Below are 26,488 nucleotides of genomic sequence, written 5' to 3' on the forward strand. Positions count from 1 at the left end.
TATCCTTCTTATGCGGTGGTGTTAATCAGGTTGCCGCTGCTGCCCGCCTGCGGAAGTTTGTCCGCCAGGGTTTGCAGGAAACTGGCCAGCTTGGCTTTCGAGTCGCTGCTGTCGGTGCCGAGCGATTCGAGCAAGGAAGAGAACGAGGTCTCCAGCGAGGACGATGAGTCGCTGTCCGACGAATCGTCTTGCAGCGAAGAGATCAGGCTTTGCAGGTCCTGTGCCAAACGGCCTGGCCCGCCGTGGCCTCCGGGACCGCCTGGCCCGCCCGAGGCGCCTGCCGCATCGCCTTGCTCATGCAAGGACGTCATCAGCTGCTGAAGGAAGCCGCCCAGCGCCGACGCCGCACTGTCCTTGTCGCTGGCAGCAACATCCGTCACGCCCAGCGATTCCAGCACGGAACCGATCGCACTGACAAACCCACTCTCCCCAGGCGGCGGCCCTGGAGGCGGCGGAGGCGGCGCCTGGCGCGCCTTTTCGGTGCTGGTGGAGGACAGCTGGCTTGCGTATCCGCTGCTGGTGATCGAATTAACGTTCATGAGGACCTCCGCGCTGGCGACGCTCCATACGCTCATCCAACTGCTTGCGTTGCTCCGGCGTCAGCACAGCCAGCACCTTCTGGTGCGTACGGATACGCGCCAGCATCAGGTTCGCATCAGCCTGCGCCGCAGCCTGGGCCAATTTAGACGCAGCTCCATCATCGAACTTATCCGCATTGCGCATCTCGTGCAAAGCCCTCAACGCCTTCTCATGCGCACGCTGCTGCTCGCGCAGGTAAGGCTCCTGGCCATGCATCAACTGGAAAATCTTGTCGTCCTGGCTATCCGACAGTTCGAGCCCATGCAAGAAAGGCATGCCGCGCATATCGCTGCGTGGGCCGCCAAATGGTGGACGATCGCCTTCCGGCGGCGCGCCTTCTTCCGCGCTGGCGGCCAGCGGCAGCGCCATTGCAGCGGCCAGCAGCAGCTGGATCAATTTGCTCTTCTTCATTCTCAATCTCCAGTCGTGGGTAGGAGATTCCATTCTCTGGCTACGGTCTGTAAAGCGCCGTAAGTCGCAGGTAAAAACGTGTAAAGATGGAAGAACCCGGCAGGAGCGATTTGTTATCATGGGCGCCATGAACAAGGTCCTATTGATTGACGACGACGTCGAACTGGTCGGCATGTTCCAGGAATACCTGGTGCAGGAAGGCTTCGACGTCACCACCGCCCACGACGGCGAGACCGGCGCCGCCTCCGCGCTCACCGGGCTGTATGCCATTGCCGTCCTCGACGTGATGATGCCGCGCATGAACGGCCTGGAAACCCTGCGCCGCATCCGCGCTGTGAGCCAGATGCCCATTCTCATGCTGACCGCGCGCGGCGACGATACCGACCGCATCGTCGGCCTGGAACTGGGCGCGGACGATTACGTCACCAAGCCATGCACGCCGCGCGAGCTGACCGCGCGCATCCGCGCCATCCTGCGCCGGACGCAAGCCGTCCCCGATACCGGCAGCGGTCCATTGGTCGTCGGCCAGCTGTCGATGTGGCCCGAACAGCGCCGCGCCGCCTGGAACGGCATTCCGCTGGAACTGACCAGCACCGAATTCAACCTGCTGGAAGTATTGGCGCGCAACGCCGGCAAGCCGGTCAGCAAGAACTTGCTGTCCGAGCAGGGCTTGGGACGGCCAATGGCGCGCTTCGACCGCAATATCGACGTCCACATGAGCAGCTTGCGGCACAAGCTTGGTTCCATCTCTGACGGCCGTTCCTGCCTGCAGACGGTGTACCGCCTGGGCTACCAGCTGATTCGGGAGTAAGCCGTGGGACGTTTGTTCTGGAAGTTTTTCTTTTCGATCCTGCTCGCACAGGTGGCGGCTACCGCTGCAATTGGCGGTGCGGTGTGGCTCAAGGCGCGTGCCGCCGCCGAAGCGCGTCCTTCCGATCTCGAGACCGGACCGCCTGCCGATATGGCGATCGAATCCGCAGCGGCAACGCTGGCCTACGGCGGCAAAGATGGCCTGCGCCAGCTGCTGGAAAATATGCCGCGCCACCGCGTCTATGCCGTTGGCGACGATGGCAAAGAGCTGTTGGGGCGTATCACCACGCCGGGCATGCTGTCGGAAGCGCAGAAGATGCTGTCCAGCGCAGATCCCCACGGCGTCCGCAACGTCACTTCGCCCGACGGGCAGCGTTACATGCTTTTCCTGCCTTCGCGCCGCCACCTTGGCGAGCTTGAGGGACCCGATTCACGCGCCTTACTGGCCGGGTCGGGAATCCCCGGCCTCGACCCGCGCGCCTATCGCCACCAAGACTTCCGCCGCCCGCCGCCCCCAACCGCCGCGCCAGACACGCGCTCCGAGCCAGGTGGTTCCACCGTAGCCCACGCCGCAGGTCCAGGGCCTGCCGCTGGCGATGGCCCAGCCGCTGGACGCGGCCCCGCTCCTGCAGCCGGTCCCGACGCCGCCCCCGGCCCGGGTCCTGGCCGCGGGGAACCCGGCGGCCCGCCGCCCCGTTTCCGGCCCCTGACGCCCTTCATCCCTATCGGCGCGGCAGTGCTGGCAAGCCTGCTGTTCGCCGCCCTGTTGGCCTGGTACTTCGCCCGCCCTATCCGAGAGCTGCGGCAAGCCTTCGATGCAGCCGCCAGCGGGGACCTGACGCCGCGCTTTAACGCCAAACCGCGTGCCGGCGGCGACGAACTCACCACGCTGGGCCGCGACTTCGACCGCATGACCGCCCGCCTGCGCGCCCTGCTCGATGGCCAGAAGAACCTCCTGCACGACGTCTCGCACGAACTGCGCTCCCCGCTGGCACGCCTGCAGGCCGCCATCGGCCTGGCCCACCAGCAGCCCGAAAAGGCCGCCGCCTCGATGGAACGCATAGAACGCGAAAGTGTACGAATGGACAAACTGGTCGGCGAGCTGCTGACCTTATCGCGCCTGGAAGCAGGCGCATTCGACGCACCCAAAGAGGAATTCAGCCTCGGCGAACTGCTGGACGACATCCTGCTGGACGCCAAGTTCGAAGCCGCCACCAACGGCCGCGAAGTTGCCTTCACCGGCAACGCCGACGCCCAGCTCACCGGCCAGCCCGAACTGCTGGCGCGCGCCATCGAAAACGTGGTCCGCAACGCCATCAAGCACAGCCCGCCGGCCGGCAAAGTCGAAGTGGAAAGCTCGCGCGACACGCGCTACATCCGTATCCGCGTGATGGACAACGGCCCTGGCGTGGCACAAGAAGACTTGGGGAAGATTTTCCAGCCCTTCTACCGCGGCAGCAGCACGGAAAAAGACGTGGATGGACATGGACTGGGCCTGGCAATCGCCCAGCAGGTAGTGCAGCAGCACGGAGGCCGCATCGCCGCCGCCAATCGTGCCGGCGGCGGACTTTGTGTGGAGCTCTCGCTCCCCCTGGCTGAAACTTAAGCCTTCGGCAGGGTCACGCCGTGCTGGCCCTGGTACTTGCCGTTACGGTCTTTGTACGAGGTCTCGCAGATTTCATCGCTCTCAAAGAACAGCACCTGGGCACAGCCTTCGCCAGCGTAAATCTTGGCTGGCAGCGGGGTGGTGTTCGAGAATTCCAGGGTCACATAACCTTCCCACTCAGGCTCGAACGGGGTCACGTTGACGATGATGCCGCAGCGAGCGTAGGTCGATTTGCCCAGGCAAACGGTCAGCACATTGCGCGGAATGCGGAAGTATTCGATGGTACGGGCCAGCGCGAAGGAATTCGGCGGGATGATGCAGACATCGCTCTTCACGTCGACGAAGGAGTTCGAATCGAAGTTCTTCGGATCGACGATGGTGCTGTTGATGTTGGTGAAGACCTTGAATTCGTCGGCGCAACGGATGTCGTAACCGTAAGAGGAGGTACCGTAGGAAATCACCTTGCGGCCGTCCACGGAGCGTACCTGACCCGGCTCGAAAGGCTCGATCATGCCCTGTTGTTCCGCCATGCGGCGGATCCATTTATCGCTTTTAATCGTCATCGCAGAAGCTTTCTGGTTTAAATAATTGTGCGGATTTTACATCAGGCGCGCAGGCGCTGGGGCTCTTCGACGGCCTGCAGCTGCTTGCCCAGCATCTGGACGATCAGATCGCGGGTCAATTCAGCCGCATAGCGCGGCATCTCCATCGGGAACAGGTGTGAGCCGCGCATCATGCGGAAGTTACGGCCCACCAGATTGCGGGTGTGTTCCAGGCCGGCCTGGCGGTTCTCCACCGAGTTATCGCCGGCCACATAGGCCACAGGCACCGGGAATTCGCCCTTCACAAGCTGCCCGATATGGTGCGGAAGGCTGCGGTATATGGCTGTTTCATTCTCGCGGCGGAAGCGCAGCTGCACACCCTCAGGATGTGCTTCGAGTCCGCTTTCAAGATAATCCTGCAACACGCCCGGTGCCCAGGCGCCAAAGACTTCCTTGCTGGCGAAGTGGCGCATCGCTTCTTTTTGGCTTGGCCAGACATTGCGGCGCTTGACCGAAAAGCGCGCCGGGGAATAGCGGTCGGCCAGGCGGGTCTTCTTGAACAGTCGCCAGAAAGTGGCGCGCCAGCCTGCAACCACAGGAGAGTCGAGCATGACCAGGCAACGCACCAGGTCCGGGCGCTGGGCAGCGACCATCAGGCTGAGCATCCCGCCCAGCGAGTGGCCAACCAGGATGACTGGCTCTTTGTGGTAGCGGGTTTCCAGCTCGGCGACCAGCTCCTCTACGAGTTTGGCCCAGCCGTCTTCCACCGGATAGTGCGGGTTGTGGCCGTGCATATCGAGGGCCTGCACGTCGAAGTCCCGGCCAAGGTACTCGAAGAACTGGCGGTAGGTGCCCGCCGGGTAGCTGTTCGCGTGGGCGAAATGGACTTTCGGTTTCGTCATCAACTTATTCTAAAAGCTATGGCAACAAGAGTTTGGTGCAAAGCTTCTAATTATCGCTCATGATGCCCGGCCATGCCAGTTTTCGCCCCCTGTTCAGCTTAATAAGCGCGAATTGGCATCACTTCGGAACACCAGCGGCTTCAATTCCCCTGCCGCCTGTGCACGATGCGCGTGCATCACCACTTGCTTCAATTCCCCGTGCGCGGCCGATTTTGAGCATACCGGGTCGGGATTGGCCGCATCCCCGGTCATCGCCAGGGCCTGGCAGCGGCAGCCGCCGAAATCCTTTTCCTTTTCATTGCAAGTCCGACAAGTTTCCTTCATCCAGGCATCGCCGCGGAATTTGTTGAATGCCTCGCTCCCGTACCAGATATCGTGCAGGCTCGTTTCGCGGACATCGGGGAAAGACAGGCCGCGAATGCTGCGCGCCGCATGGCAAGGCAAGGCCGCGCCATCTGCCGCTACACCCAGGAATACCGATCCCCAGCCATTCATGCAAGCCTTGGGCCGCGACTCGAAATAGTCGGGCACCACGAACAGGATCCGCAGCCGGTTGCCGATTCGTTCACGGTATTCATTGACGACCTCCTCGGCCTTGCGCAGCTGTTCCTGCGTCGGCATGAGCTGGGCGCGATTCACCAGTCCCCAACCGTAATACTGGGTGTTGGCCAATTCCAGGTATTCCACGCCCATGGCCAGTGCCATCTCGATAATGCGTGCGACATGGTCCAGGTTATAGCGGTGCAGGACCACGTTCAGCACCATCGGGTAATGGAATTGTTTGATCAACGCCGCCACGCGTGATTTCAGCTCGAATGTACGGGTGCTGCTCAGGAAGTCGTTCATCTCCCTGCTCGAATCCTGGAACGAGAGCTGGATATGGTCGAGGCCCGCTTCAGTCAAGCGACGCAGGCGCTGTTCCGTCAGGCCGATGCCGGAAGTGATCAGGTTGGTGTAGTAGCCCAACCGGCGCCCCTCGGCCACCAGGTCTTCCAGGTCATCGCGCAGCAATGGTTCGCCGCCGGAAAAACCCAGCTGCACCGCGCCCAGCTTGCGTCCCTGGCGCAGCACATCGATCCACTGCGCGGTATCCAGCTCATTGGGCCGCGACGCGTAGTCCACCGGGTTGTAGCAGAACACGCAGTGCAGCGGGCAGCGATAGGTGAGCTCGGCCAGCAGCCATTTGGGCGGCGCCACGGCTGCTGCCTGCTCAGTGGCGGCGCTAGACAAGCCAGCCTCGCTGCTGTGCGGTGTCGACAAAATCCTTCACCGACGCCGTCAATCCGGTCGTATTGAAGGCCCGTTCCAGCATCGCCACGATCTCGCCAAGCGCATTGCGGCCGTCGCAAAGCTTGAGGATCTCTGCTGCGCTGGTGTTCAGCTTGACCATGCCCTCCGGGTACAACAGCACATAGGCGCCCTGTGCTTCTTCCCACTGCAGGCGGAACATGCGTGACAGCCTGGGTTGATCACTCATTGCCGCCTCCATAAGCAAGGTCAATCGCGTCCATCATGGACCACAGGACATTCAGCTTGAAGCGCAAAATCTCGAGCGCCCTTTCCTGCTGCTCACGCCCCTGGAAATAAGCCAGGGTCACCTGCAGGCCATGCTCCACGTCGCGCTGTGCGAGCGGAATGCGGCTGCGAAAATAGTGCAATCCATCCGGTTCGATCCACGGATAGTTCCTGGGCCAGCTCGCCAGCCTGTCCCGATGGATCTTCGGCGCAAACAATTCCGTGAGCGATGAACAGACGCCTTCCTGCCACGGAGCTTTGCGCGCGAAGTTCACATAGGCGTCCACGGCAAACCGCACGCCGGGCAGCACGTGCTTCAGCGACCAGAGGTCCTCGCGCAGGATACCCACGGCTTCACCAAGGCGCGTCCAGGCTTCGATGCCGCCGGCGTTGCCGTCGCAGCCGTCGTGGTCCTGGATGCGCAGCAGCCAGCGGCGGCGCGTTTCACGGTCCGGGCAATTGGCCAGGATCGCTGCATCTTTCTGCGGGATCGAAATCTGGTAGTAGAAACGGTTGGCAACCCAGCCCCGGATCTGGTCCGGCGTGAGACTGCCTTCCTGCATCCGCATATTGAAGGGATGGTGGATATGGTAGTACTTCTCGTTCGCCATCAATTGGTCGATGAAGGTGGCCTTGTCCCAGCGTGGCTGGAAGCCGACCTCCTGTCGTGACAACATATTCATAATTGGACCTCCATGCCGTCATGGGCCAGCTCGATGCCATGCCTTAGCAGCGTTGCGTGCTGGGCGGAGTCTTCATCGAGAACAGGATTGGTGTTGTTGATGTGGATGAGGATTTTGCGGCTGGCCGGCATGCCGTCCAGGACCTCGATCATGCCACCGGGACCATGCTGTGGCAGGTGCCCCATGGCGGCAGCTGGCTTGTTGGAAAAGCCGAGCGTAATCATTTCATCCTCGGTCCAGAAAGTACCATCGACCAGCAGGCAGTCGGCTTCGCGCATGGCGGCCGCTGTCATTGGGGCGATGGCGCCGAGGCCGGGTGCGTAGAAGAGCTTTCCGCCGCTGGCAAAGTCCTCCACAAGCAGCCCTATATTGTCTCCCGGGACCGGCGCTTCGCGATGCGGCGAATAGGGAGGCGCCTTGCTGTCGAGCGGGATGGCCGTGAAGCGCAAGCCCTCCAGTTTCGGGACCGTGAAGGCGGTGCGATCCCCGTGCTGCACCGGCAACTCATGCCATTCGACGCCGCAGTAATGCCCCAGCACACGTGCCAGGGGAAAACCGGCCTGCAAGTCCTCCCAGACAGGCGCGCTGCAATACAGCGGGATCGCCGGCCCCTCGCGCAGCATCATCAATCCGGTGACGTGATCGACCTGGGCGTCCATCAAGAGCACGGCCGCGATTCCGGTATCCCGCACGGAGCGCGCCGGCTGCAGCGCAGGCGTGGCGCGAACCTGGGCCAGGATGTCGGGCGAGGCGTTCACCAGAAGCCAATCGGTGCCGTTTGCCGAGATCGCGATGGAGGACTGTGTCCGCGGGCGGCTACGCACCAGCCCATGACGAAAACCGTCGCAGTTGCGGCAGTTGCAATTCCACTGTGGGTAGCCGCCGCCTGCTGCCGAGCCGAGTACGATGATTTTCATGATGCAGGTTGGCCACCGCAAGCTGCGGCGGCCATTTCCGTTTAACGGTTGAAGATGTACAGCGTGATTTCAAAGCCGAAGCGGAAATCGATGAACTCTGGGTTACTCCATTGCATGACAGTCTCCTTGATGTAAGTTTGTTGGCGAAAGTCCGAAGGACATTCACCCTTTACATCGCAAACTCCATGCCATGCCTTGAATGCCACCGGTGCTCCGTAATGGAACAACAGCGCTGTTGCAAGTGTCCCTTTTTGGTGTGCTCAGCGGCCGTACCAATAGCGGGCATGCTGCTGGCGAAAGGCGCCTAATACGGGTTCGGCGCCGATCTCCATCGTGACGGCTCCGGCGTCATCTGTCCGCCAGATACCGGCGCCCATATCAACGTAACGCCCAAGAACATCGGCTCGCGGATGGTGGTAGCGGTTGCGGTAGCCCAGCTGGAAAACCGCGTGGCGCGGTTCGACGGCGGCCAGGAAGGCCGGGGTGGACGAGGTGCCGCTGCCGTGGTGCGGGACAAGGAGAATCGAGGCGCGCAGCTTTTCAGGCACCGCCGCCACCAGTGCCGCTTCCTGCGGCGCTTCAATGTCGGCCGCGAGCAGGATGCCTGCGGATTTTGTGGTGATCTTCAGTGTGCACCCGCGCGCGTTCGGTTTCAGGGCCGGGTCGTCGTAACTGGCTGCCGTCGGCTGCAGCATCTCGAATCGGACGCCGTCCCAATCCCAGGCTTGCCCAGCCACGCAATGCATGTGCTTCGGCGCGGCCTTCGAAATCGGGTGGCCGTCAGGCAGCGACGACAGCATCCACCCGGTGCGGATCTCACGCAGGATTGCCAGCGCGCCACCGGAGTGATCGGTGTCGCTATGGGTCACGATGATCCCGTCCAATGAATTGATGCCGCGCGCGCGCAAGTAAGGCAGGATAACGCGGTTGCCGCCATTGGTTTCGGGACTATAGGCGGGGCCGGTGTCGTACAGCAGGCGGTGATTGTGCGTTTCCAGCAGCACTGCCATGCCCTGGCCCACGTCGAAAGCGATTGCCCTGAGCACGCCGGGCGGAGGACGATCCGGCTGTGCCGCCAGAAGGGGCAGCCAACAGGCCAGGCCGAGCCAGCGCAAGGGCCATCCGCGCGGGGCGAGCGCCCATGCGGTTCCTGCCAGCGCGAAAACGAACAATGGCCAGCTTGGGGCCGGCGCGGACCAGACAGCGATCGGCTGGGCGGAGAGCCATTGCAACCAGTCCAGCAAGACGGCAAGCAGCCAATGCGCAGCCTGCAGGACCGGCGCCGCCAATGGCGCAGGCAACACACTTCCCACGAGGGCTAGCGGCGCCACCAGCAAGCTGACAACCGGAATCGCGACGGCGTTCGCCAGGGGGCTGACCAGCGAAACCTGTGAGAACATCAGCATGGTCAACGGCACCAGTCCGACCGTCACTGCCATTTGGGTGACGGCGGCTTGCCGCAAGGTCTCCCGCAAACCAGCAGTCCGCTCCGCCCAGCGGCCACCCCACTGCGGGACGGATGGGGCGGCTGCCGTGCCGGAATCCAGCTCAGGGTGCAAACGCGTCGTCCGGCCTGATGTCGCGTATAGGATCGCAGCAACGCAGCCGAACGACAACCAGAATCCCGGCCACATGACTGCCCAGGGATCGAGGATCACCACCACACCCGCGGCAAGCGCCAGAACGTGGGAGATAGCCGACAAACGGTCCAGCCATATCGCGATGGCAACGACAGCCAGCATGTACAAGGTACGCTGCGCTGGCACACCGAAGCCTGCCAGCGCGACATAGCCCCAGGCGGCCAGCATGCCGGCAATCGCAGCGATACGGGCAGCCGGCAGCAGCAATGGCAACTGCCACTCCGGCACGAAGAAGGACTTCCGCCATAGCCCCCCCGCGAACCACGCGGCGAGCCCGGCGATCATGGTGATGTGCAGGCCCGAAATCGAGACCAGGTGCGAGATCCCCGTCCGGCTGAATACCTGCCAATCGAGCTGGGAGATGCCGCGCTGGTCGCCCACCACCAAGGCCGCAATCACAGCGCCGTAGCGGGCTTCCGGCAGCGCAGCGGCGATGCGCTCTCGAATCGCATAACGGGTGCGTTCAACCGCATTGTGGGCAGTCGGCACGAAGCCGGCCAGCCGCTCATTGCGGCCCTCGGCGCGCACATAGCCCGTAGCCCGTACGCCCTGCTCGAGCAGCAATGCTTCGTAATCAAAACCATATGGATTGGCATTGCCATGCGGCCGTTGCAGCCTGACGCGCAGATGCCAGCGTTCGCCGGGCAAAAGCTCCTGCGGGGGCGGCGCGCCGCGACCAGCACGGGCTCCCGAGTACCACGACAGCACGATCATCGGTGGAACCGAAGATGGAGATTCGACAGCGAAATTGAAACGGATGCCGTTATCCAGGCGGCCCGGCAGGCTGTCGATCGTGCCGACCACCTCGAAATCGCGGCCTTCGTCGGCCTTGGCCAACTCAGTCGAGAAGGCGCCGGTGGCGACGAATGCCGCCCACGCAAAACCAGCCAGCGCGCCCGCCGTGGCAGCCAGCACAGCGCGCATCGGCGGCCGCATCGTGATCCCCGCCAGTATCGCCGCAAGTAGCGCGATGCACACGCATGCAGTCTGCGCTCCCGCGCCAGGCAGTGCGGCCTGCGTCTGAAGCCACGCCACGCCGCAGATCAAACCGAGGATTGCGCACCGCATCTCCCCTCCCCGGCGGCCTTGCCTGTCAGGCGGCCAACAAGGCCCGCAAGCGCGGCATGACGTCTAAAGCATTCTGGGTAGTCGCCCTGGCGACGATATCGGGAGCATTCCCCCGCAGGCTGGCAAGCGCCTCGCCAATCCCCGCCACTTCAGCTGGGGTGTTCACGCCCGGATGCACCCAAGAAGGAGCTATATCCGGCGCATCGGTCTCAACGACGATAGAAGAAAGCGGCAGTTCCGTCGCCAGGCGGCGGATCTGGAGCGCACGGGTAAAGGTCAGGTTGCCGCCAAAGCCAAGCTTGAACCCGGCATCGATATAAGCCTGCGCCTGCTGGAAGCTGCCGTTGAAGGCGTGAGCAATGCCGCCCGCCGGGCCAACCTGGCGCACATGCTTCAGCACCTGATCCTGCGACTTGCGTACATGGCACAGCACCGGCAACTCAAAATCGCGTGCGATCTTGAGCTGCTCGCGCAGGAAGTACACCTGCTTCTCGCGCATCTCCGGCTCGCACAGCATGGGAATAAAGAAATCGAGTCCGATCTCGCCAATCGCCACAAAGTGCGGATCGGTCATCGCTTCCGCAACGGCTGCGCGCAACGCGGCCAGATCTTCCTCCATCGCGTGCGGCACATAAATCGGGTGAATGCCCAATGCATAGCTGGCATTCGGCGCCTGGTGCGCCAGCTCGCGCACAACCGAAAAGTTGGCACGGTCGACCGCCGGAATCACCACCATGCCCACGCCGCGAGCCTGCGCATCTGCAGCCAGCGCCAGCGAACGGTCACCGAATTCATGGGCATCAAGATGGCAATGGGTGTCGATCCACATGGCGCGCCTCTTATCCAGGGTTCAGGCCTTCATCGGTCAGGCGCAGCATGCGGTCGCAGCGCTCGGCCAAGCCTGAATCGTGGGTCACGATGATGAAAGCAGTGCCCAAGGTACGCGACAGCTCCAGCATCAGGTCGAACACCTGCTCCGCCGTCCCATGATCCAGGTTACCGGTCGGTTCGTCGGCCAGTACGCAGGCCGGTTGCGTCACTAGCGCTCGCGCCAGCGCCACGCGCTGACGTTCGCCGCCGGACAGCTCGCCCGGCACGTGGGTCACGCGCTTGGCCAGTCCCACGCGGGCCAGCATTTCCTGCGCCTGGCGCTCGGCATCGGCGCGCTTGACCCGGCGGATCAGCAGCGGCATCGCGACGTTATCCAGCGCCGAAAACTCCGGCAGCAGATGGTGGAACTGGTAAACGAAGCCCAATTCGAGGTTGCGCAAGTCGCCGCGGCCGGCTTCGCTGAGCTTGGCGAAGTCCTCGCCTTTCAGCACCACATTGCCGGTGCTTGGGGTATCCAGCCCGCCCAGCAGATGCAGCAGCGTCGACTTGCCGGAGCCGGAAGCGCCGACAATCGCCACTCGCTCGCCGCGTTGCACCGACAGGTTGATATTTTCCAGCACCTTCACCACGTAATTTCCCTGGGTGAAGGTCTTGCCGAGATTGCGGCAGCTCAGTACATCATTCATAGCGCAGGGCCTCCGCAGGTTTAACGTTGGCAGCCGCGCTGCTTGGATAGAGGGTTGCCACGAAGGCCAGCAGCACAGCCACCACACCAATGATCCCGACATCGGACCAATGCATATCAGATGGCACCGAGCTAATTGTGTAAATATCCTTCGGCAAGAATTGCACTCCCAAGAGGTTTTCAATAAATGGAACAATGACGTCGATGTTCACCGACACCAGCACACCGCCTGCTACGCCGAGCGCCGCGCCGAGCAGGCCGACCAGCGCGCCCTGGATCACGAAGATCTTCCGGATCGAACTAGGCGAAGCGCCAATGGTGCGCAGGATGGCGATATCGGCCTGCTTGTCCGTCACAGTCATAACCAAGGTGGACACCAGGTTGAAAGCCGCCACCGCAACGATCAGCGCCAGCACCACGAACATCATGCGTTTTTCAGTTTGCACCGCTGCGAACCAGGTCGCATTGAGTTTTGACCAATCCCGTACAGTAATTTCCTTCGGAACCAGCTTTTGCAGCTCGCCAGCCACTTCCGGCGCGCGATGCATATCGGCCAGGCGCAGCCGCAGGCCGGCAGGTCCTTCCAGGCGCATCAGCCTTTGTGCATCTTCAATGTGGATGAATGCCAGGCTATCGTCGAATTTCGGGTGCCCCGCCATGAACACGCCAGCCACGGTAAAAGTACGCATGCGCGGCAGGATGCCGGCGGGAGTCACGGTCCCCTGCGGCAGCACCATGGTCACCTTGTCACCCAGGTTCACCTGCAGTGCGCGCGCCAGGTCGATACCCAGCACAATACGGAATTCACCCGGTTTCAAGTCGTTAAAGCTGCCATAACGCGTGGTCCGCACCAGGTCCGAAACGTTTGGCTCCTGCTCCGGCAATACGCCGCGCACTACGGACGGACGCAGCGCTTCTCCGCCGTGCGACAGCATGGCTTCAATCTGAACGAACGGCGCCGTGCCTTTCACTTCGGGATTGGTTTGCAGCTTCTTCGCCAGGTCTTGCCAGTCCGGCAAGCTGGAGCCACGCTCGAACACTTCCACGTGGGCCAGCACCGACAACATGCGGCCCGTCACGTCCTTGCGGAAGCCGTTCATTACCGACAGGATGATGATCATGGCCGCAACGCCGAGCGCAATGCCGCTGACTGAGATGAGCGAAATGAAGGAAATAAAGCTATTTCGCCCGCTACGCTTGCCCGCGCGGGTATAGCGCAGGCCAACGATCCATTCGAATGGCAGGTTCTTACTCATAGCGCAGGGCCTCCGCAGGTTTGATGCGGGCTGCCCGCCAGCTTGGATACAGGGTCGAAATAAATGCCAGCAGCAAGGACGTTGCCCCGATCGTCCCCACGTCGCCCCAGCGCAGATCCGAAGGCACGGCGCTGATGAAATAGATTTCCTTGGACAGGAAGTGCACACCGAACAGGCTTTCAATCCCGCTCACGATAGGGCCGACGTTCAATGCCAGCAGCACGCCGCAAGCCACGCCAATGGCCGTGCCCATCACGCCAACCAGCGCTCCCTGCACGACAAAGATCTTCATGATCGAAAATGGCGAGGCGCCCAAGGTGCGGAGGATGGCGATATCGGCCTGCTTGTCCGTCACCGTCATCACCAGGGTCGCAACCAGGTTGAACGCGGCCACCGCGATGATCAGGGTCAGGATAATGAACATCATGTTCTTCTGCGACTTCACCGCAGCGGACCAGAGCGAATTGAGCTTGGTCCAGTCGCGCACCACCAGGCGGCCCTGCAGCGAAGAGCGCAGTTCGGCCGCCACCTCTGGCGCCTTCTGCATATCCTGCAGGCGCAGGCGCAGGCCGAACGGGCCCTCGGCATTGATGATTTGCTGCGCATCGTCAAGGTGAACCAGGGCCAGCCCGGAGTCGAATTCATTATGGCCCACCTCGAAAGTACCGGCCACGGTGAAGGAACGCATGACCGGGGTCATATTCTGCACTGAATTCCCTTGCGACATGGCCAGGGCTATGCGGTCGCCCAGCTTGGCTTCCAGTTCCTTCGCCAGCTCGGCGCCCAGGATGATGTTGAAAGCGCCCGGCTGCAGCACGTCCAGGCTCCCCGCTTTCATCTGCTTCCCGATCTCGGACACTTTAGGCTCTTCGCCCGGCAGGATGCCGCGCACGATCGATGGGCGCAAATGATCGCCGCCATGCACCAGCATCCCCTGCATCTCGATGAACGGCGAAACGCCCTTCACCTGCGGATTGCGGGCGGCATCGGCGGCGACGGCGTGCCAGTCGCCCAGGCCAAGACCACTTACTTCATAGACTTCCACGTGCCCCAGCACCGAGACCATGCGGTCGGTCACCACCGTCTGGAAACCGTTATAGACCGACAGCACGACAATCAGGGCGGTGACGCCTAGCCCGATGCCTGCCATCGAAATCGCGGAAATGAAGGAGATGAAGCTATTGCGCCCATTGCGCTTGCCTGCGCGCGTGTAGCGCAAGCCAACCAGCCATTCAAACGGCATTTTTATTAAATTGACACAGTAAAGCCCGCAGTTTGCCATATAAAGAGATTCCACTACAATGCCGCATGGCTTCCACAACCGTCGTCCTTCCCTTTGCATTGCCGCCAGCCGAACTGGCTCCGGAACTCTCCCGCAACTTGCAGGCCCCTGCCCTTGCCGCTCTCCTGTCGCGCAATAACTTGCTAAAAAAGCACGCTGCGGACGAGGATAGCCGGGTATTGCCCCATGAGGCATGGCTCGCCCGCGAGTGCGGCGCCCTTGCGGCTGCGGTAATGCGCGGCTTTGGCATGGCCCCTGCGGGAGGCCACTGGTTTATCGTCCATCCCGTCCATATCCAGCTCGCCCGCAATCACCTGGTGCTGGCCGATTCGCGCCGCCTGCGGCTGGATGAAGCGGATTCCCGAGTTCTGTTCGACCTGGCGAAACCGTACTTCGACGAACTGGTTTGGGGCGATGCTGAAACCTGGTTCATGCGTGCAGACGGCTGGCAGGGCCTGGAAGCGGCCTCCCCCGATGCGGCCATGGGCAGCAACCTGGCGGACTGGATGCCGGCCGGGCCGACCGCCCTGGCGTTCAAAAAGCTGCAAAACGAAATCCAGATGCTGTGGCACGAGCATCCCGTCAACGAGGCCCGCCAGCTGCGCGGCCTGGCGCCAGTGAATTCGTTCTGGATGTGGGGCGGCGCAAGCGCTCCGGCGACCGCGTCCGCGCGCGACATCGCAGTAGCCAACTGGCCCGCCGCCGGCCCGGCAGGCAAACCGCCTTCCTGGCTGGCTGCCCTTGCCACGCCCGGCAAACCAGCGGCGCCGGGCCAAACCGGCACCATCGTCCTGCCTCATTTGATCCCAATGGGCACGGGTAACGACTGGGGCGCCTGGCTGGGCGCTGTGCAGCAGCTGGAGAACGACTGGTTCGCCCCCCTGCTTGCCGCCATGCGCGATGGCCGTACCGAAGAATTGACCCTGATTTTGACCGGCCGCGATGGCTGGACCGAGATCCGCACCAGCAAATCCGCCCTGCGCAAATTCTGGCGCGCACAGAACCTGAAGAATCTCTCGCAATGACCCGTATCGCCATCCGTCCCTGCCCGCCGCAAGAAGCCGAAAAGCTGCGCGAGGGCGGAATACACCCTGTCCTGGCCCGCCTGTTCGCCGCACGCGGCTTGAGCAATCCGACAGACCTGTCCAGCGAACTGGCAGCACTGATCCTGCCAGCCGGCCTGCTGCACATCGACCGCGCCGCCGAATTCCTGGCCGACTCAATCGCCGCCGGCAAACGCATGGTGATCGTGGCCGACTATGACTGCGACGGCGCCACCGCCTGTGCGACCGCACTTCGCGGCCTTCGCTCCATGGGCGCCAATGTCGACTTCATCGTGCCGAACCGATTTGAATATGGCTACGGGCTGACACCGGAAATTGTCGAACTGACCGCTCGCGAGAAAAAGCCCGACATCATCATCACCGTCGATAACGGCATCGCCAGCATCGAAGGCGTGGAAGAAGCCAAACGGCGCGGCATCGACGTGGTGGTGACCGACCACCACCTGCCGGGCGACACCCTGCCGGACGCCCGTGTGATCGTGAACCCCAACCAGCCAGCCTGCGGTTTCCCTTCCAAGAACCTGGCCGGTGTAGGCGTGGTGTTCTATGTGCTGCTGGCGCTGCGCGCCGAACTCCGACGCCGCGGCGTTTTCGACGCCCAGACCCAGCCCAAGCTCGACCGCCTGCTCGACCTGGTAGCCCTGGGCACCGTGGCCGACGTGGTCAAGCTCGACCCAAACAACCGCATCCTGGTGGCGCAAGGCCTGAAGCGCATGCGCCGCGGCGACATGCACGCCGGCGTAGCGGCCCTGTTCCGCGTTGCCGGCCGTTCTTCGCGCACTGCCTCGCCTATCGACCTTGGCTTCTCGCTTGGCCCGCGCCTGAACGCCGCCGGCCGCCTGGAAGATATGTCGCTGGGAATCGAGTGCCTGATTACGGACGATGAAACGCGCGCCTGGGAATTGGCGCAGCAACTGAACGACATCAACCTGAAACGGCGCGAGATCGAGGCCGAGATGCAGGACACGGCCTTGCTCCACCTGGACGACTTCCAGCCGGCCGACAGCAGCACGATCTGCGTGTACGACGATAGCTGGCACCAGGGCGTGATCGGCATTGTGGCCTCGCGCCTGAAAGAACGCTTCTATCGCCCGACCATCACTTTTGCCCCGGCTGGCGACGGCATGATCAAAGGCTCCGGGCGCTCGATTCCCGGATTCCACCTGCGCGATGCGCTAGACCTGGTCTCCAAGCGTGCGCCAGGGCTGATCGATAAATTCGGCGGCCACTCCATGGCAGCGGGCCTGAGCCTGCGCGCCGAGGCCTTCGAGCATTTTTGCGCCGCTTTCGAGGCGATCGGCAAATCCTGGCTCAGCGAATCGCAGCTGGAGCGCGTGGTCGAGACCGACGGCCCGCTGGAAGCGAACTGCTACACCACCCAGTTCATCGAACTGCTGGATGGCCAGGTATGGGGCCAGGGCTTTGCACCGCCCGTGTTCTGCGATGAATTCCGGGTGTTAAGCCAGCGTATCCTGAAAGACCGCCACCTCAAGCTGATGCTGGAGAAGAACGGCGTGCGTTACGACGCGATCTGGTTCGGCCATACCGACGCCCTGGGCGAGCGTGCGCGCGTTGCGTTCCGCCTGGATGCCAACGAATACAACGGCGTTACCCGCGTCCAGCTTCTGGTGGAGCACGCAGAATCAGCTTGATCAGGGCTTGGCGCAGTCGCAAACGCGCTCGCCCTTGTCGAACACGATTCGCCATTTGCCGGGCGCCTCAAGGCGCCACACAGAGTTAAAGCGGCTGATGATTTTCCCTTGCGGGTCGCGCACCGGGCCGGAAGAATGGGCGAGCGTACCGGAGTCCAGCACCTCGACTTGGTCGGGCTCCCAACTGAATGGCGCTTCGGGCTTCTCATAGCGCTTCTTCCAATCTGCGGCGACGGCTTCCTTACCGCGCAGGACATTCGGGCCGTTGTAGAAAATCGCCTCATCCGAGAGGAAAGACACAAAGGCCTGGTGGTCGCGCTTTGCCATCGTGGCTGCGAAGGCGCGCTCGGTGTCAGCCACTTGCTGCTTCAATTCAGCGTTGCCGGACGCCGCAAAAGCACCGCCACAGGCAATTGACGCGGCCAGCGCCAGCAGGACCATCTTTTTCATCTTGCCTCCTCGATTGCTTGGGTGACCCATCCTAGCAAAGACGGTAACGCAAGTCATCCCTCTCGCCGGTTGCCGCCATCGTGAGCAGCGCGTCATGTCCCAATCGCGCCCCAGCGCCCAGCATGACACCGCCACCTGCACCGGCCTGCAAGTGGATGCGGGCTTCAGCCTGCAGGCTGCCATCGCCATCTGCACTGCGCCAAAGCTGCGCCAGGGCCAGGGCGCAGCGCGCACCGGGCAGGAATGCCTTGGCGGCCAGGCTGCCAAGCGGGCCGACATGGATTCTCACTGCGCTATCGAGCCGCCACAGACGCTCGCCAAGCAGCGCTCCCTCGCCGCAGCAGGCGTTGCCGCTGCCGAGGGCACTTCGCTGTCCGGCCGGCAAGCTGTCCCACTGCCCGGCGAATTGTTCCACGCGCACCGGAACGCCAAGTACTTGAGATAGCTTCTCCCCCAGCGCGCGTGCCCGCAGCGGGCCACGATGTGCGTGCAAAACCGGCAAAGGCGTGTACTCCGGCCGCCCCTCGCGCCAGGCAGCGCAGAAGGCGTCGATGGCCGGCGCGGACAACAGGTCCATGAAATCTCGCGCAGCTGTGCCGCCGTTACGGGCAATCGCTTCCGAGTAATGGTAAGGAAGGGCCCCTGCCATGCCGAGCAAGCCAAAGCAGGCGGACGTGACTGCGTTGCCATCGAGCGCGGCGACTTCGCTGGGCGGAAAGGCCAGCGACAGCCCGTTGCGCCATTCCGCCGCGCCTAGCTGTCCTGCCAGATGGAAGAAATTGTAGCGGTGGGCGTTTTCCGCGCTCACTCCAGCACAAGGCTGGCATTCCTCGCTTTGCATCGAATCAGCTCCTCCCCGGTTTTCGCGGAAGCCAGCACCAGCCGGGTAAATGTGTTGATGTGGGTGCATTCGGCGAAAAAGCGGTCCATGACCTGCGCGAACAGCAGCAAGCCGCAGCCAGCAAATGCCGTTTCGTCGACGCTCAGGCGCAGCTCCGTCCCCTGCAATGGCGCCGCGCGCCCGATGGGCAGCAACGCCGGTCGAACGTCGAGTGCAAGTACCGCAGCGATGATCGCCTGCGCGGGCGCTGAATTGTTGATGGCCTGGGTCGCCATAAGTTCGCGTATGGCGCTGGCTTCGAGCGACACCTGCTCCAACGCCAGCAGGGAGTTCAAGCGCCAGCGGCAACCGGCCCCGCGTGTCGCCCGCCCCAGCACGGAGGCACGCTCGCAGCAGGTGACGTCAATCGATCCGACAGCGCCATCCCGCCGGGCGGTCGCGCCTTCGAAGGCAACGCGCCATTCGTAACCTGGCGGCGCACCGTCCACGCGGCGTACGGTCCATCCGCTGCATGCCGCACCGTCGACACGGACCCTGTCGACGCAGAAGATTTCCAATTCCGGTGGAACCGACAGCAGGTATTCGCTTTGGCTTCCATCCAGGAGGACCGGCGATGCCGCAATCCGCCGAAGGTCGGCCTGCGCGCGCAAACCAGCACGCAAATGCTCGGCGCGCAGCGTTTCGAGCAGTCGTGCGGCGGGTGCTTGATGGCCGGGCGCCGGCAGCCGCAAGGTATAGCGCCCTGGGCTGTCGAACTCCGGCAACTCAAGCCTCAGCACGTTAAAGCGCGCGGGAAAGGTGAAGTACTCCCGCAGCAGCGCCAGTCCCGCATGCGCACCGGGCGGACGCGGAAGCAGCGCTTGATCCGGGTCGAGGCCGGTCGGCTCGAAAGGCCAGGATGGCAGCGCAAGCTCAGCGCCGCACCGGAGCCGGAGAATTGCCGGGTGACCCGCCAATGCCCCTTCGCCCAGCAGAGCGCTCCTTAACGCAGCACTAAATCCCGCATCGCCGTCGATGTAGATATTGCTTGCGACAGGCGCGCCGAGGGGACCGGCGTCGATATCCAGCTCAATCATCGCATCGCGGCCAGCGCAATACCGTGCGTCAGCGATCGCCAGTTGTGCCTCGTCCGGGGCTGGCGCGACCTGGCACGCCGGAAATGGCCGCAACTGATCCGGAAATTGCAACTCAAGCAAGCCCTCATCCTGCCGCCAGCGGGCGCGTTGCAAGGCAAGCTCCGTGCGGGCATGAAGCAAAGCAACTCCCTGGACCAAGCGGTCGACATCGGCATCCGGCGCCGCCGCCTGCGTCCCCAATTGCCGAGCCAGAAGAGGATGCGCCGCCCCAAGCCATGCGGCATTGCGCCGGAATCGTCTCAGCTGCCCCTCCAGTACGGGAAGAATTTTCTCCATCGTGCAATATTGCCAGCAGGCAGCCTCCAACCCTTTGACACCGCACAAAGCTTGCAAACAACACGGAAATGGAGTATAAATAATCCATAAACGGAGGACATATGAATCCCGCCTTTGCCTACCCCAACAGCGAATACGCCATCCCGACACCAGTCGACCTGAGCCGCAAGGAAGAACGCGAGCGCCTGTCGCAAGCGGCCCTCAAGGGCTTTTTCAAGCTGGCCGCCGCCTGGAAACTGCGCGACGACGACGCCCGCGAACTGCTGGGCGGCCTGTCCAGCAGCGCCTTCTACGAATGGAAAAAGCACCCCGACCGGGTACTGGAAGTCGACCGCATCACGCGCATTTCCTACCTGCTGGGCATCTACAAGTCGCTGCACATCATTTACGGCGACAAGCTGGCCGATGAATGGGTCAGCCTGGCCAACCGCAACAGCATTTTCGGCGGCCGCACGCCGCTGGACTACATGGAAGCCGGCGGCCTGCTCGCCATGCAAACGGTGCGCCAGTTGCTCGACGCTCGACGCGGAGGCCTGTAATTGCCGCCATTCCGCCTGTTGCGCCAATTCGACACCGTGCGCCTGATCCCGTCGCGCTTCGTCGATAAAGAAGATTCCGTGCTGTCCGCCCTCGCCGATAACGACGCCGAGCTGCAGCAGCTTTTTGAACTCGATAACGCCACCAATGCCCGGCTGCGCGCCGAACACGGCGGCGCGCTCGGCATCGGCATCGAAGAACTGGTTTATTACGTACCCAATTACCGCAGCATCAACGCCGCCTTCACTTACGCACGCCCGCAGGGAAGCCGCTTCAACGACGGCCAGCGCGGGGCATGGTATTGCGCCTTCGAGCATGAAACGGCGCTGGCGGAAGTGATCTTCCATAAAACCGTGGAATACGCTGAAATCGACCGCTTTGACGACAGCGTGAGCTACCAGGCCTTGCTGTCGGACTTCAGCGCCCAGTTCCACGACATCTGCGGGCAGCCGCAGTACGCCGATTGCCTGGACCCGGACAGCTACGTCGCGTCGCAGCGCCTGGCGCGCGGGCTGCTGGCCGAAGGTTCGACCGGCATTATCTACCCAAGCGTACGGCGCGCGGGCGGCACCAACCTCGCCTGCTTCCGCCCTGCCCTGGTAGGCAATGTTCGCAAAGGCCCGGCGTATCGGTTAACATGGCGGGGTTCGCCGGCGGCCATCGTCGAGCAGATTCCCCCGATTTAAGAGTAAAAAATGCAGCTGAACCCCGAAAAAGACGCGGAACTCCGCGCCAAAGTAAACCGCGAAACCGCCCGCATCCCATGGAGCGAACTGCTCAAGCACTTCGCCCAGGGCAATGTGGTGTGGGTGGCCGATGAACTGGACCTGGTGGACGTCGCCGTACGTATCGCCCATGACGACAAGGCCAGCATCTCGGCCTGGATGAATGCCGGCCAGGTTGCCAAGGTCTCCGACGAGCAATGCCAGGAATGGATCGCCAGCGACGCCAACCTGTGGGCCAGCGTGGTCAGCCCCTTCATCCTCGTGCAGCAGGAAAAACGTCAGCCGCATTGATGGTGAAGTGACAATAGGTGAGATTCGGGGAGCGCCCCCGCAGATATACTCGGCGCTCCCCAACTAATCCCGCCGAACATGTTCCGTCCCCTGCTTGCCCTGCTCCTCCTGGCCGCTGGCATTGCCCATGCAGCCGAGACTTTCGAATTCAAGAACGAACCCGGTCCCCACGCTGTAGGGCTGAAGGTCATCCAGCAATACGACAAGTCGCGCGTATTTAAGTCTCGCGTCTCAACGGTCACCGGGCAGCCGAGTTACGGCGAGCGTGCGCGCCCGATGCAGATGCTGGTCTGGTATCCGGCCGCTGCTTCCAGTGCCAAGCACGTCACCTTCGAGGACTACCTGACGACCCGCGCCACCGAAGACGATTTCACGCTGGATGCAGCAGCAGTGAAGCGCGCTACGGCGCATCGCATCGCCGACAACCAGGCGCAGTTTCCACTAACCGCGAAAGTGCTGGCGCAGCCAATGCTGGCAATGCGCGACGCAGCCGAAAAGAGCGGCAAATTCCCGGTGGTGATCTATGCGCCGAGCTATAGCGCCGCTGCCAGCGAGAACGCCGACCTGTGCGAATACCTGGCCAGCCATGGCTACATCGTCGTCGCAAGCGCATCCCAGGGTAGCCAGTCGCGTTCAATGACAACCGATATCGAAGGCGTGGAGACGCAGGCCAGCGACATCGGCTACCTGATCTCCCATGCCGCGACAATGAAGCAAGCTGACATGAACCAGATCGCCGTCGCCGGCTTCAGCTGGGGCGGACTGGCGAATGTCGTCGCTGCCGCGCGCGATAACCGCATCAAGGCCCTGGTCGCACTGGATGGGTCGGTGCGCTACTTCCCGCAAATGGTGGACGGCGGAAAAGACGCCATCCAATACGTGAACCCAGCGCGCCTGACGGTTCCCCTGATTTTCTTCGCCCAGCAACCAGCCACGCTGGAAACCCTGAATCGCAAGAGCGCCAACACCTCGTATAACCTGCTGAACAAAATGGTGTATAGCGATGTCATGATCGCCACCATGCATCCCATGACGCACGGCCATTTCGCATCCGACAACCTGCGCTTCCTTCCCGAGCCGGCATTGGGCGAATACACGCGTGACGAGGTGTCAACCGCCTATGGCTGGGTATCGCGTTATGTACTGCGCTTCCTCGACGCCTACTTGAAGCAGGATGCCAGCGCCGCAGCCTTCCTGGAAAAGAAACCAGGCGCCAACGGCGTGCCTCCTCACATGATGTCCATGGACCTGCGCCGCGCCAAATCAGCCCCGCTGAACCGCGAAGCGTTTGCGGCACAACTGGCAACGCGCGGCTTCGACCAGGCGCATGCGATTTATAAAGAGTTCCAGGGCAAAGGCGCCACCTTCACCCTCGACGCAGACTCAATCAACGATTGGGGCTACGCTCTGCTACGCATGGGCAAGCAGAAAGAATCCATCGCTATTTTCCAGTTTGGCACGCAGTTGATCCCGGAAGACGCGAACCTGTTCGATAGCCTGGGTGAAGCGCAAGCCGCAGCTGGATTGCGTGAAGATGCCGTTCGCAATTACCAGCGCTCGCTCGAGCTGAATCCAAAGAACCTTAACGCTGCAGAGCGTCTCAAGTCCCTCAAAGCCAGCTAACGCCCTTCCAGCAAAATCTCGTACTGCCCGTCGGCTGACAGCTCCCGCACAAATCCCAGGCCAGCTTCGCGCGCCAGCGCCAGCTTGCCGGGGGCTGAGCGGAATATCACCGGGCCGCGCGTTTTGACCGGCGCAAAGCTCCAGCTGCGCGCGGAGCCGTTGGCCGCGCGGGTCACTCGCCGCACTTTCTTCAGGTAGTCGATCAGCACTGTGCGGTTGTTGTCCGGTGACGAGAAAATGGTCTTGCTGCCATCCAGTCCAGGGAATCCGCCGCCCCCGCTGGCGCGGAAGTTGTTGGTCGCGACGATGAATTCCTGCTCCGCGCGTACCGGCTGGCCTCGCCAGGACAGGCCTTTGATGCGCTGGCCAAGCGGCTGCGTCACGTCGATCTGGTAGCGCACATCGGGATCGGTCAGCACGTCGAAGTTGAAGCCCGGGAAGCCGATATTCACCAACTCCTGCGGCTCGCTGCGCGATGGGTCGATCTGGTTGAAGCGACCCGCAGCCCGCTCCAGCCACGCCTTAAGGCTAGCGCCGTCCACCTTCACGGCATGCAGGTCGTTCGGGTAAAGATACAGGTCGGCGGCGTTATTCAATGCCATGGTGCCCGGCGCTACATCGGTGTAATCCGCCACGCCCGCCGCACCGGTCTTGAACGGGGCCGAGACCGATAGCACCGGCAATTGCGCGTATTGCGGCAGGCTGGCCTGCACATAGCGCAGCACGTAGTCGGCCTGAGCCTGGTTCACCACCTGGATCGCAGATACATCGCCCACGTCTGCAAAATAGGCCGACATGCGAAAGTCCGTCTCGCCGATCGGCGTCTTGACATAGGCGATGGCGGCTTCGTGCTCCGCCTTCACCAGCGCCGCGATCTGCGCATCCGGCTCCACGAAGCTGCGGTCGGCGCGCTGGATGCTGCGGGTCTCCACGCGCGCTGCGTCGGCGTTGGCAATCCAGCGCTTGCCATCATGGTGCAGCGAAAGCTCGATCACGCCCAGGTACTTACCCCACAAGCCCGGCATTACCGCCGGCACCCCATTCACCCTGCCCCGCGCCTTGTCGACCTGCGGCAGGTTGAAGTCGGCCACCTTGCTGGATGCATTCGGGAATACCTCGTGCGAGTGGCCAAGCAATAGCGCATCGATGCCGGCCACCTGGGCGAGATGCCAGCTGCCGTTTTCCATGGCCGGTGCATAGGCCTTGCCGTCCAGTCCACCATGCGAGATCGCCACGATCACTTCCGCGCCTTTTGCACGCATTTCGGGGATATAGCGCTGCGCCGCCTCACGCCAGCCCTCGGCACGCACGCGGCCTTCCAGCCAACGCTTGTCCCAGCCCATGATGGCAGGCGTCGTGAAACCGATGATCCCCACTTTGACGGTCGTCTCGAACGGCTTGCCATCCGGTCCGCTCGCCGAGACACGCTTGTCGAGGATGCGGTAAGGCTCGAACAGCGGTTCCCCGGTCCGCGCGTCGACCACATTTGCCAGCACGATGGGGAAAGCCGGTCCCGCACAGGGCTGGGCGCGCGATGACGCCCCTAGCTCGCCAAAGCGGCTGGCAGTGACCTGGCCTAGAAAGTCCAGCCCCCAGTTGAATTCGTGGTTGCCGACCGTGCCGCCTTCGTAACCCAGTGCATTCATAGCCTTGTAGACAGCCAGCGGCTGGCCGCAGCCGACCGGAGCCACCAGCGCCTGGTAGTCGCCCAGGGCCGTGCCCTGGATGGTGTCGCCATTGTCGAGCAGTAGGGAATTGGGGAATTCACGCCGCGCCTGGCGGATCAGCGTCGCAGTTCGCTCAAGGCCGAGCGAAGCATCCGGCGCTAGCTTGTAATAATCATAACTACGCACATTGGCATGCAGGTCGCTTGTTTCCAGGACGGCAAGGGTGGCGCGGCTTTCCGGAGGCGGCAAATGGCTGCACGCCGCGAGCAGCGCCGCCGCAATGGCAAGGGGATAATTTCTCATGGGGCGGATAATACCCTCCGCCGCCCCGGCGCGGGGCATTCCGAGGTATAATTCACGGTTTGATTTCACATTTAGAAAAGCAGAAGATCATGGAAGCTGAACGCATCAATTCCCTCGCCAAACTGCTCGCGGACCTGACCACCCGCGAAGCCGAACTTCGGAGGTATCTTTGACTTCGATAAGAAGTCGGAGAAACTGGAACAACTGAACGCCGAACTCGAAGATCCGGCCGTTTGGAATGACCCGAAAAAAGCCCAGGACATGGGCCGCGAAAAGAAATCCCTTGAAGGCGTCGTCCTGACCCTGCAGAAGGCCGAATCGGACCTGCGCGACATGGGCGAACTGTTCGACATGGGCAAGGAAGAGAATGACGACGACACGCTGGAAGCCGTGATCGCCGATACCGCCGAAATCCAGCAGGTCATCGAGACCATGGAATTCCGCCGTATGTTCAGCAACCCGATGGACCCGAACAACTGCTTCGTCGACATCCAGGCCGGCGCCGGCGGTACCGAAGCCCAGGACTGGGCCTCCATGCTGCTGCGCCAGTACCTGCGCTATTGCGACCGCAAAGGCTTCAAGGCCGAAGTGCTGGAAGAATCCGAGGGCGAGGTTGCGGGCATCAAGACCGCTACCCTGAAGATCGAGGGCGAATACGCCTACGGCCACCTGCGCACCGAAACCGGCGTTCACCGCCTGGTCCGCAAGTCGCCATTCGACTCGGCTGGCGGCCGCCACACCTCCTTCGTGTCGCTGTTCGTGTACCCGGAAGTCGATGACTCGATCGAGATCGAGATCAACCCGGCCGACCTGCGTATCGACACCTACCGCGCGTCCGGCGCCGGTGGCCAGCACATTAACAAGACCGACTCCGCGGTGCGTATCACCCACGGCCCGTCCGGTATTGTGGTGCAGTGCCAGAACGACCGTTCCCAGCACCGCAACAAGGCCGAAGCGATGGACATGCTGAAGGCCAAGCTGTACGAACTGGAACTGCGCAAGCGCATGAGCGAGCAGCAGTCGCTGGAAGACTCCAAGACCGACGTGGGCTGGGGCCACCAGATCCGTTCCTACGTGCTGGACCAGTCCCGCATCAAGGACCTGCGCACCGGCTTCGAAACCGGCAATACCGGCAAGGTGCTGGACGGCGACCTGGACGACTTCATCTCCGCGTCCCTGAAGCAAGGCATCTAAGC

Annotated in this window: 27 protein-coding genes; 9 read left to right on the forward strand and 18 right to left on the reverse strand. The window is 62.6% G+C overall.

What is annotated here, in order from left to right:
- Positions 1–8 precede the first annotated feature (8 nt).
- Both AC1RTP_RS25705 and AC1RTP_RS25710 read right to left on the reverse strand, forming a co-directional pair.
- Entirely contained in the window at positions 9–539 is a 531-nt protein-coding gene (locus AC1RTP_RS25705) for a hypothetical protein (protein ID WP_498611486.1), read from the reverse strand.
- Positions 529–990, reverse strand: a complete 462-nt coding sequence (locus tag AC1RTP_RS25710; protein WP_498611487.1) for a Spy/CpxP family protein refolding chaperone — start codon at positions 988–990, stop codon at positions 529–531. The genes AC1RTP_RS25705 and AC1RTP_RS25710 overlap by 11 nt, the downstream gene beginning before the upstream one ends.
- Before the next feature lie 127 nt (positions 991–1,117).
- Between AC1RTP_RS25710 and AC1RTP_RS25715 the strand changes: the two genes are divergently transcribed.
- Both AC1RTP_RS25715 and AC1RTP_RS25720 read left to right on the forward strand, forming a co-directional pair.
- Entirely contained in the window at positions 1,118–1,801 is a 684-nt protein-coding gene (locus tag AC1RTP_RS25715; protein ID WP_498611488.1) for a response regulator, read from the forward strand.
- Positions 1,802–1,804: 3 nt separating this feature from the next.
- Positions 1,805–3,406 (forward strand): HAMP domain-containing sensor histidine kinase, encoded by a 1,602-nt coding sequence (locus AC1RTP_RS25720; RefSeq protein ID WP_498611489.1) that lies wholly within the window; start codon positions 1,805–1,807, stop codon positions 3,404–3,406.
- Here AC1RTP_RS25720 and dcd read toward each other — a convergent pair.
- The 12 genes from dcd to AC1RTP_RS25780 form a co-directional block, all read right to left on the reverse strand.
- The gene (gene dcd, locus AC1RTP_RS25725) at positions 3,403–3,969 is read right to left on the reverse strand and encodes a dCTP deaminase (RefSeq protein ID WP_498611490.1); all 567 of its coding nucleotides are present in this window, start codon (positions 3,967–3,969) and stop codon (positions 3,403–3,405) included. The genes AC1RTP_RS25720 and dcd overlap by 4 nt on opposite strands.
- Before the next feature lie 41 nt (positions 3,970–4,010).
- Entirely contained in the window at positions 4,011–4,850 is an 840-nt protein-coding gene (locus tag AC1RTP_RS25730) for an alpha/beta fold hydrolase (protein ID WP_498611491.1), read from the reverse strand.
- Positions 4,851–4,943: 93 nt separating this feature from the next.
- Positions 4,944–6,080, reverse strand: coding sequence for a pyrroloquinoline quinone biosynthesis protein PqqE (gene pqqE / locus AC1RTP_RS25735; protein ID WP_498611492.1), 1,137 nt, complete (start codon positions 6,078–6,080; stop codon positions 4,944–4,946).
- The gene (gene pqqD / locus AC1RTP_RS25740) at positions 6,073–6,327 is read right to left on the reverse strand and encodes a pyrroloquinoline quinone biosynthesis peptide chaperone PqqD (RefSeq protein WP_498611493.1); all 255 of its coding nucleotides are present in this window, start codon (positions 6,325–6,327) and stop codon (positions 6,073–6,075) included. Before pqqD ends, pqqE begins: the two co-directional genes overlap by 8 nt.
- Positions 6,320–6,976 carry a pyrroloquinoline-quinone synthase PqqC gene (gene pqqC / locus AC1RTP_RS25745; RefSeq protein ID WP_498611525.1) on the reverse strand — a complete coding sequence of 219 codons (657 nt, stop codon included), beginning with the start codon at positions 6,974–6,976 and terminating at the stop codon, positions 6,320–6,322. The genes pqqD and pqqC overlap by 8 nt, the downstream gene beginning before the upstream one ends.
- Before the next feature lie 68 nt (positions 6,977–7,044).
- The gene (pqqB, locus tag AC1RTP_RS25750; RefSeq protein ID WP_498611526.1) at positions 7,045–7,968 is read right to left on the reverse strand and encodes a pyrroloquinoline quinone biosynthesis protein PqqB; all 924 of its coding nucleotides are present in this window, start codon (positions 7,966–7,968) and stop codon (positions 7,045–7,047) included.
- A gap of 38 nt (positions 7,969–8,006) precedes the next feature.
- Complete coding sequence (gene pqqA / locus AC1RTP_RS25755; protein WP_155456970.1) at positions 8,007–8,081, reverse strand: pyrroloquinoline quinone precursor peptide PqqA; 75 nt, start codon at positions 8,079–8,081, stop codon at positions 8,007–8,009.
- A 144-nt stretch (positions 8,082–8,225) separates the two neighbouring features.
- Positions 8,226–10,673: a DNA internalization-related competence protein ComEC/Rec2 gene (locus AC1RTP_RS25760; RefSeq protein ID WP_498611494.1), complete on the reverse strand. Its 2,448-nt coding sequence runs from the start codon at positions 10,671–10,673 to the stop codon at positions 8,226–8,228.
- A 25-nt stretch (positions 10,674–10,698) separates the two neighbouring features.
- The gene (locus AC1RTP_RS25765; protein WP_498611495.1) at positions 10,699–11,502 is read right to left on the reverse strand and encodes a TatD family hydrolase; all 804 of its coding nucleotides are present in this window, start codon (positions 11,500–11,502) and stop codon (positions 10,699–10,701) included.
- Between the two features lie 10 nt (positions 11,503–11,512).
- Positions 11,513–12,190, reverse strand: coding sequence for a lipoprotein-releasing ABC transporter ATP-binding protein LolD (gene lolD, locus AC1RTP_RS25770; RefSeq protein ID WP_498611496.1), 678 nt, complete (start codon positions 12,188–12,190; stop codon positions 11,513–11,515).
- Complete coding sequence (locus AC1RTP_RS25775; protein ID WP_498611497.1) at positions 12,183–13,445, reverse strand: lipoprotein-releasing ABC transporter permease subunit; 1,263 nt, start codon at positions 13,443–13,445, stop codon at positions 12,183–12,185. The genes lolD and AC1RTP_RS25775 overlap by 8 nt, the downstream gene beginning before the upstream one ends.
- The gene (locus AC1RTP_RS25780; RefSeq protein ID WP_498611498.1) at positions 13,438–14,688 is read right to left on the reverse strand and encodes a lipoprotein-releasing ABC transporter permease subunit; all 1,251 of its coding nucleotides are present in this window, start codon (positions 14,686–14,688) and stop codon (positions 13,438–13,440) included. Before AC1RTP_RS25780 ends, AC1RTP_RS25775 begins: the two co-directional genes overlap by 8 nt.
- A 65-nt stretch (positions 14,689–14,753) precedes the next feature.
- On the opposite strand from AC1RTP_RS25780, the gene AC1RTP_RS25785 reads away from it, so the two are divergent.
- Positions 14,754–15,752 (forward strand): hypothetical protein, encoded by a 999-nt coding sequence (locus AC1RTP_RS25785; protein WP_498611499.1) that lies wholly within the window; start codon positions 14,754–14,756, stop codon positions 15,750–15,752.
- Positions 15,749–17,443: a single-stranded-DNA-specific exonuclease RecJ gene (gene recJ / locus AC1RTP_RS25790; RefSeq protein ID WP_498611500.1), complete on the forward strand. Its 1,695-nt coding sequence runs from the start codon at positions 15,749–15,751 to the stop codon at positions 17,441–17,443. Before AC1RTP_RS25785 ends, recJ begins: the two co-directional genes overlap by 4 nt.
- On the opposite strand, the gene AC1RTP_RS25795 is transcribed toward recJ, so the two are convergent.
- From AC1RTP_RS25795 to AC1RTP_RS25805, 3 genes are read right to left on the reverse strand one after another with little or no spacing between them, the layout of a single operon-like run.
- On the reverse strand, positions 17,444–17,893 hold the full coding sequence (locus AC1RTP_RS25795) for a YybH family protein (RefSeq protein WP_498611501.1): 450 nt from the start codon (positions 17,891–17,893) through the stop codon (positions 17,444–17,446).
- Between the two features lie 31 nt (positions 17,894–17,924).
- Positions 17,925–18,734 carry a type VI secretion system baseplate subunit TssG gene (locus AC1RTP_RS25800; protein ID WP_498611502.1) on the reverse strand — a complete coding sequence of 270 codons (810 nt, stop codon included), beginning with the start codon at positions 18,732–18,734 and terminating at the stop codon, positions 17,925–17,927.
- Positions 18,698–20,146, reverse strand: coding sequence for a type VI secretion system baseplate subunit TssF (locus AC1RTP_RS25805; RefSeq protein WP_498611503.1), 1,449 nt, complete (start codon positions 20,144–20,146; stop codon positions 18,698–18,700). Before AC1RTP_RS25805 ends, AC1RTP_RS25800 begins: the two co-directional genes overlap by 37 nt.
- A gap of 101 nt (positions 20,147–20,247) precedes the next feature.
- On the opposite strand from AC1RTP_RS25805, the gene AC1RTP_RS25810 reads away from it, so the two are divergent.
- From AC1RTP_RS25810 to AC1RTP_RS25825, 4 genes are all read left to right on the forward strand, one after another.
- Positions 20,248–20,685, forward strand: coding sequence for an MbcA/ParS/Xre antitoxin family protein (locus AC1RTP_RS25810; RefSeq protein WP_498611504.1), 438 nt, complete (start codon positions 20,248–20,250; stop codon positions 20,683–20,685).
- Positions 20,686–21,369, forward strand: a complete 684-nt coding sequence (locus AC1RTP_RS25815) for an RES family NAD+ phosphorylase (protein WP_498611505.1) — start codon at positions 20,686–20,688, stop codon at positions 21,367–21,369.
- A 9-nt stretch (positions 21,370–21,378) separates the two neighbouring features.
- A complete protein-coding gene (locus AC1RTP_RS25820) occupies positions 21,379–21,699 on the forward strand; it encodes a DUF2288 domain-containing protein (protein ID WP_498611506.1) in 321 nt (106 codons plus the stop codon).
- 78 nt (positions 21,700–21,777) lie between these two features.
- Positions 21,778–23,322: a CocE/NonD family hydrolase gene (locus AC1RTP_RS25825; protein WP_498611507.1), complete on the forward strand. Its 1,545-nt coding sequence runs from the start codon at positions 21,778–21,780 to the stop codon at positions 23,320–23,322.
- Here AC1RTP_RS25825 and AC1RTP_RS25830 read toward each other — a convergent pair.
- The gene (locus AC1RTP_RS25830) at positions 23,319–25,292 is read right to left on the reverse strand and encodes a bifunctional 2',3'-cyclic-nucleotide 2'-phosphodiesterase/3'-nucleotidase (RefSeq protein WP_498611508.1); all 1,974 of its coding nucleotides are present in this window, start codon (positions 25,290–25,292) and stop codon (positions 23,319–23,321) included. The two genes, AC1RTP_RS25825 and AC1RTP_RS25830, sit on opposite strands and share 4 nt — an antisense overlap.
- A gap of 89 nt (positions 25,293–25,381) precedes the next feature.
- Here AC1RTP_RS25830 and prfB point away from each other — a divergent pair.
- A protein-coding gene (gene prfB / locus AC1RTP_RS25835; RefSeq protein ID WP_498611509.1) for a peptide chain release factor 2 occupies positions 25,382–26,486 on the forward strand; the annotation gives its coding sequence in 2 pieces (ribosomal slippage) (positions 25,382–25,462 and positions 25,464–26,486; 1,104 coding nt in all).
- The last annotated feature ends 2 nt before the right edge of the window (positions 26,487–26,488 follow it).

The sequence above is a fragment of the Pseudoduganella sp. GW821-FHT11H04 genome (assembly GCF_058807935.1).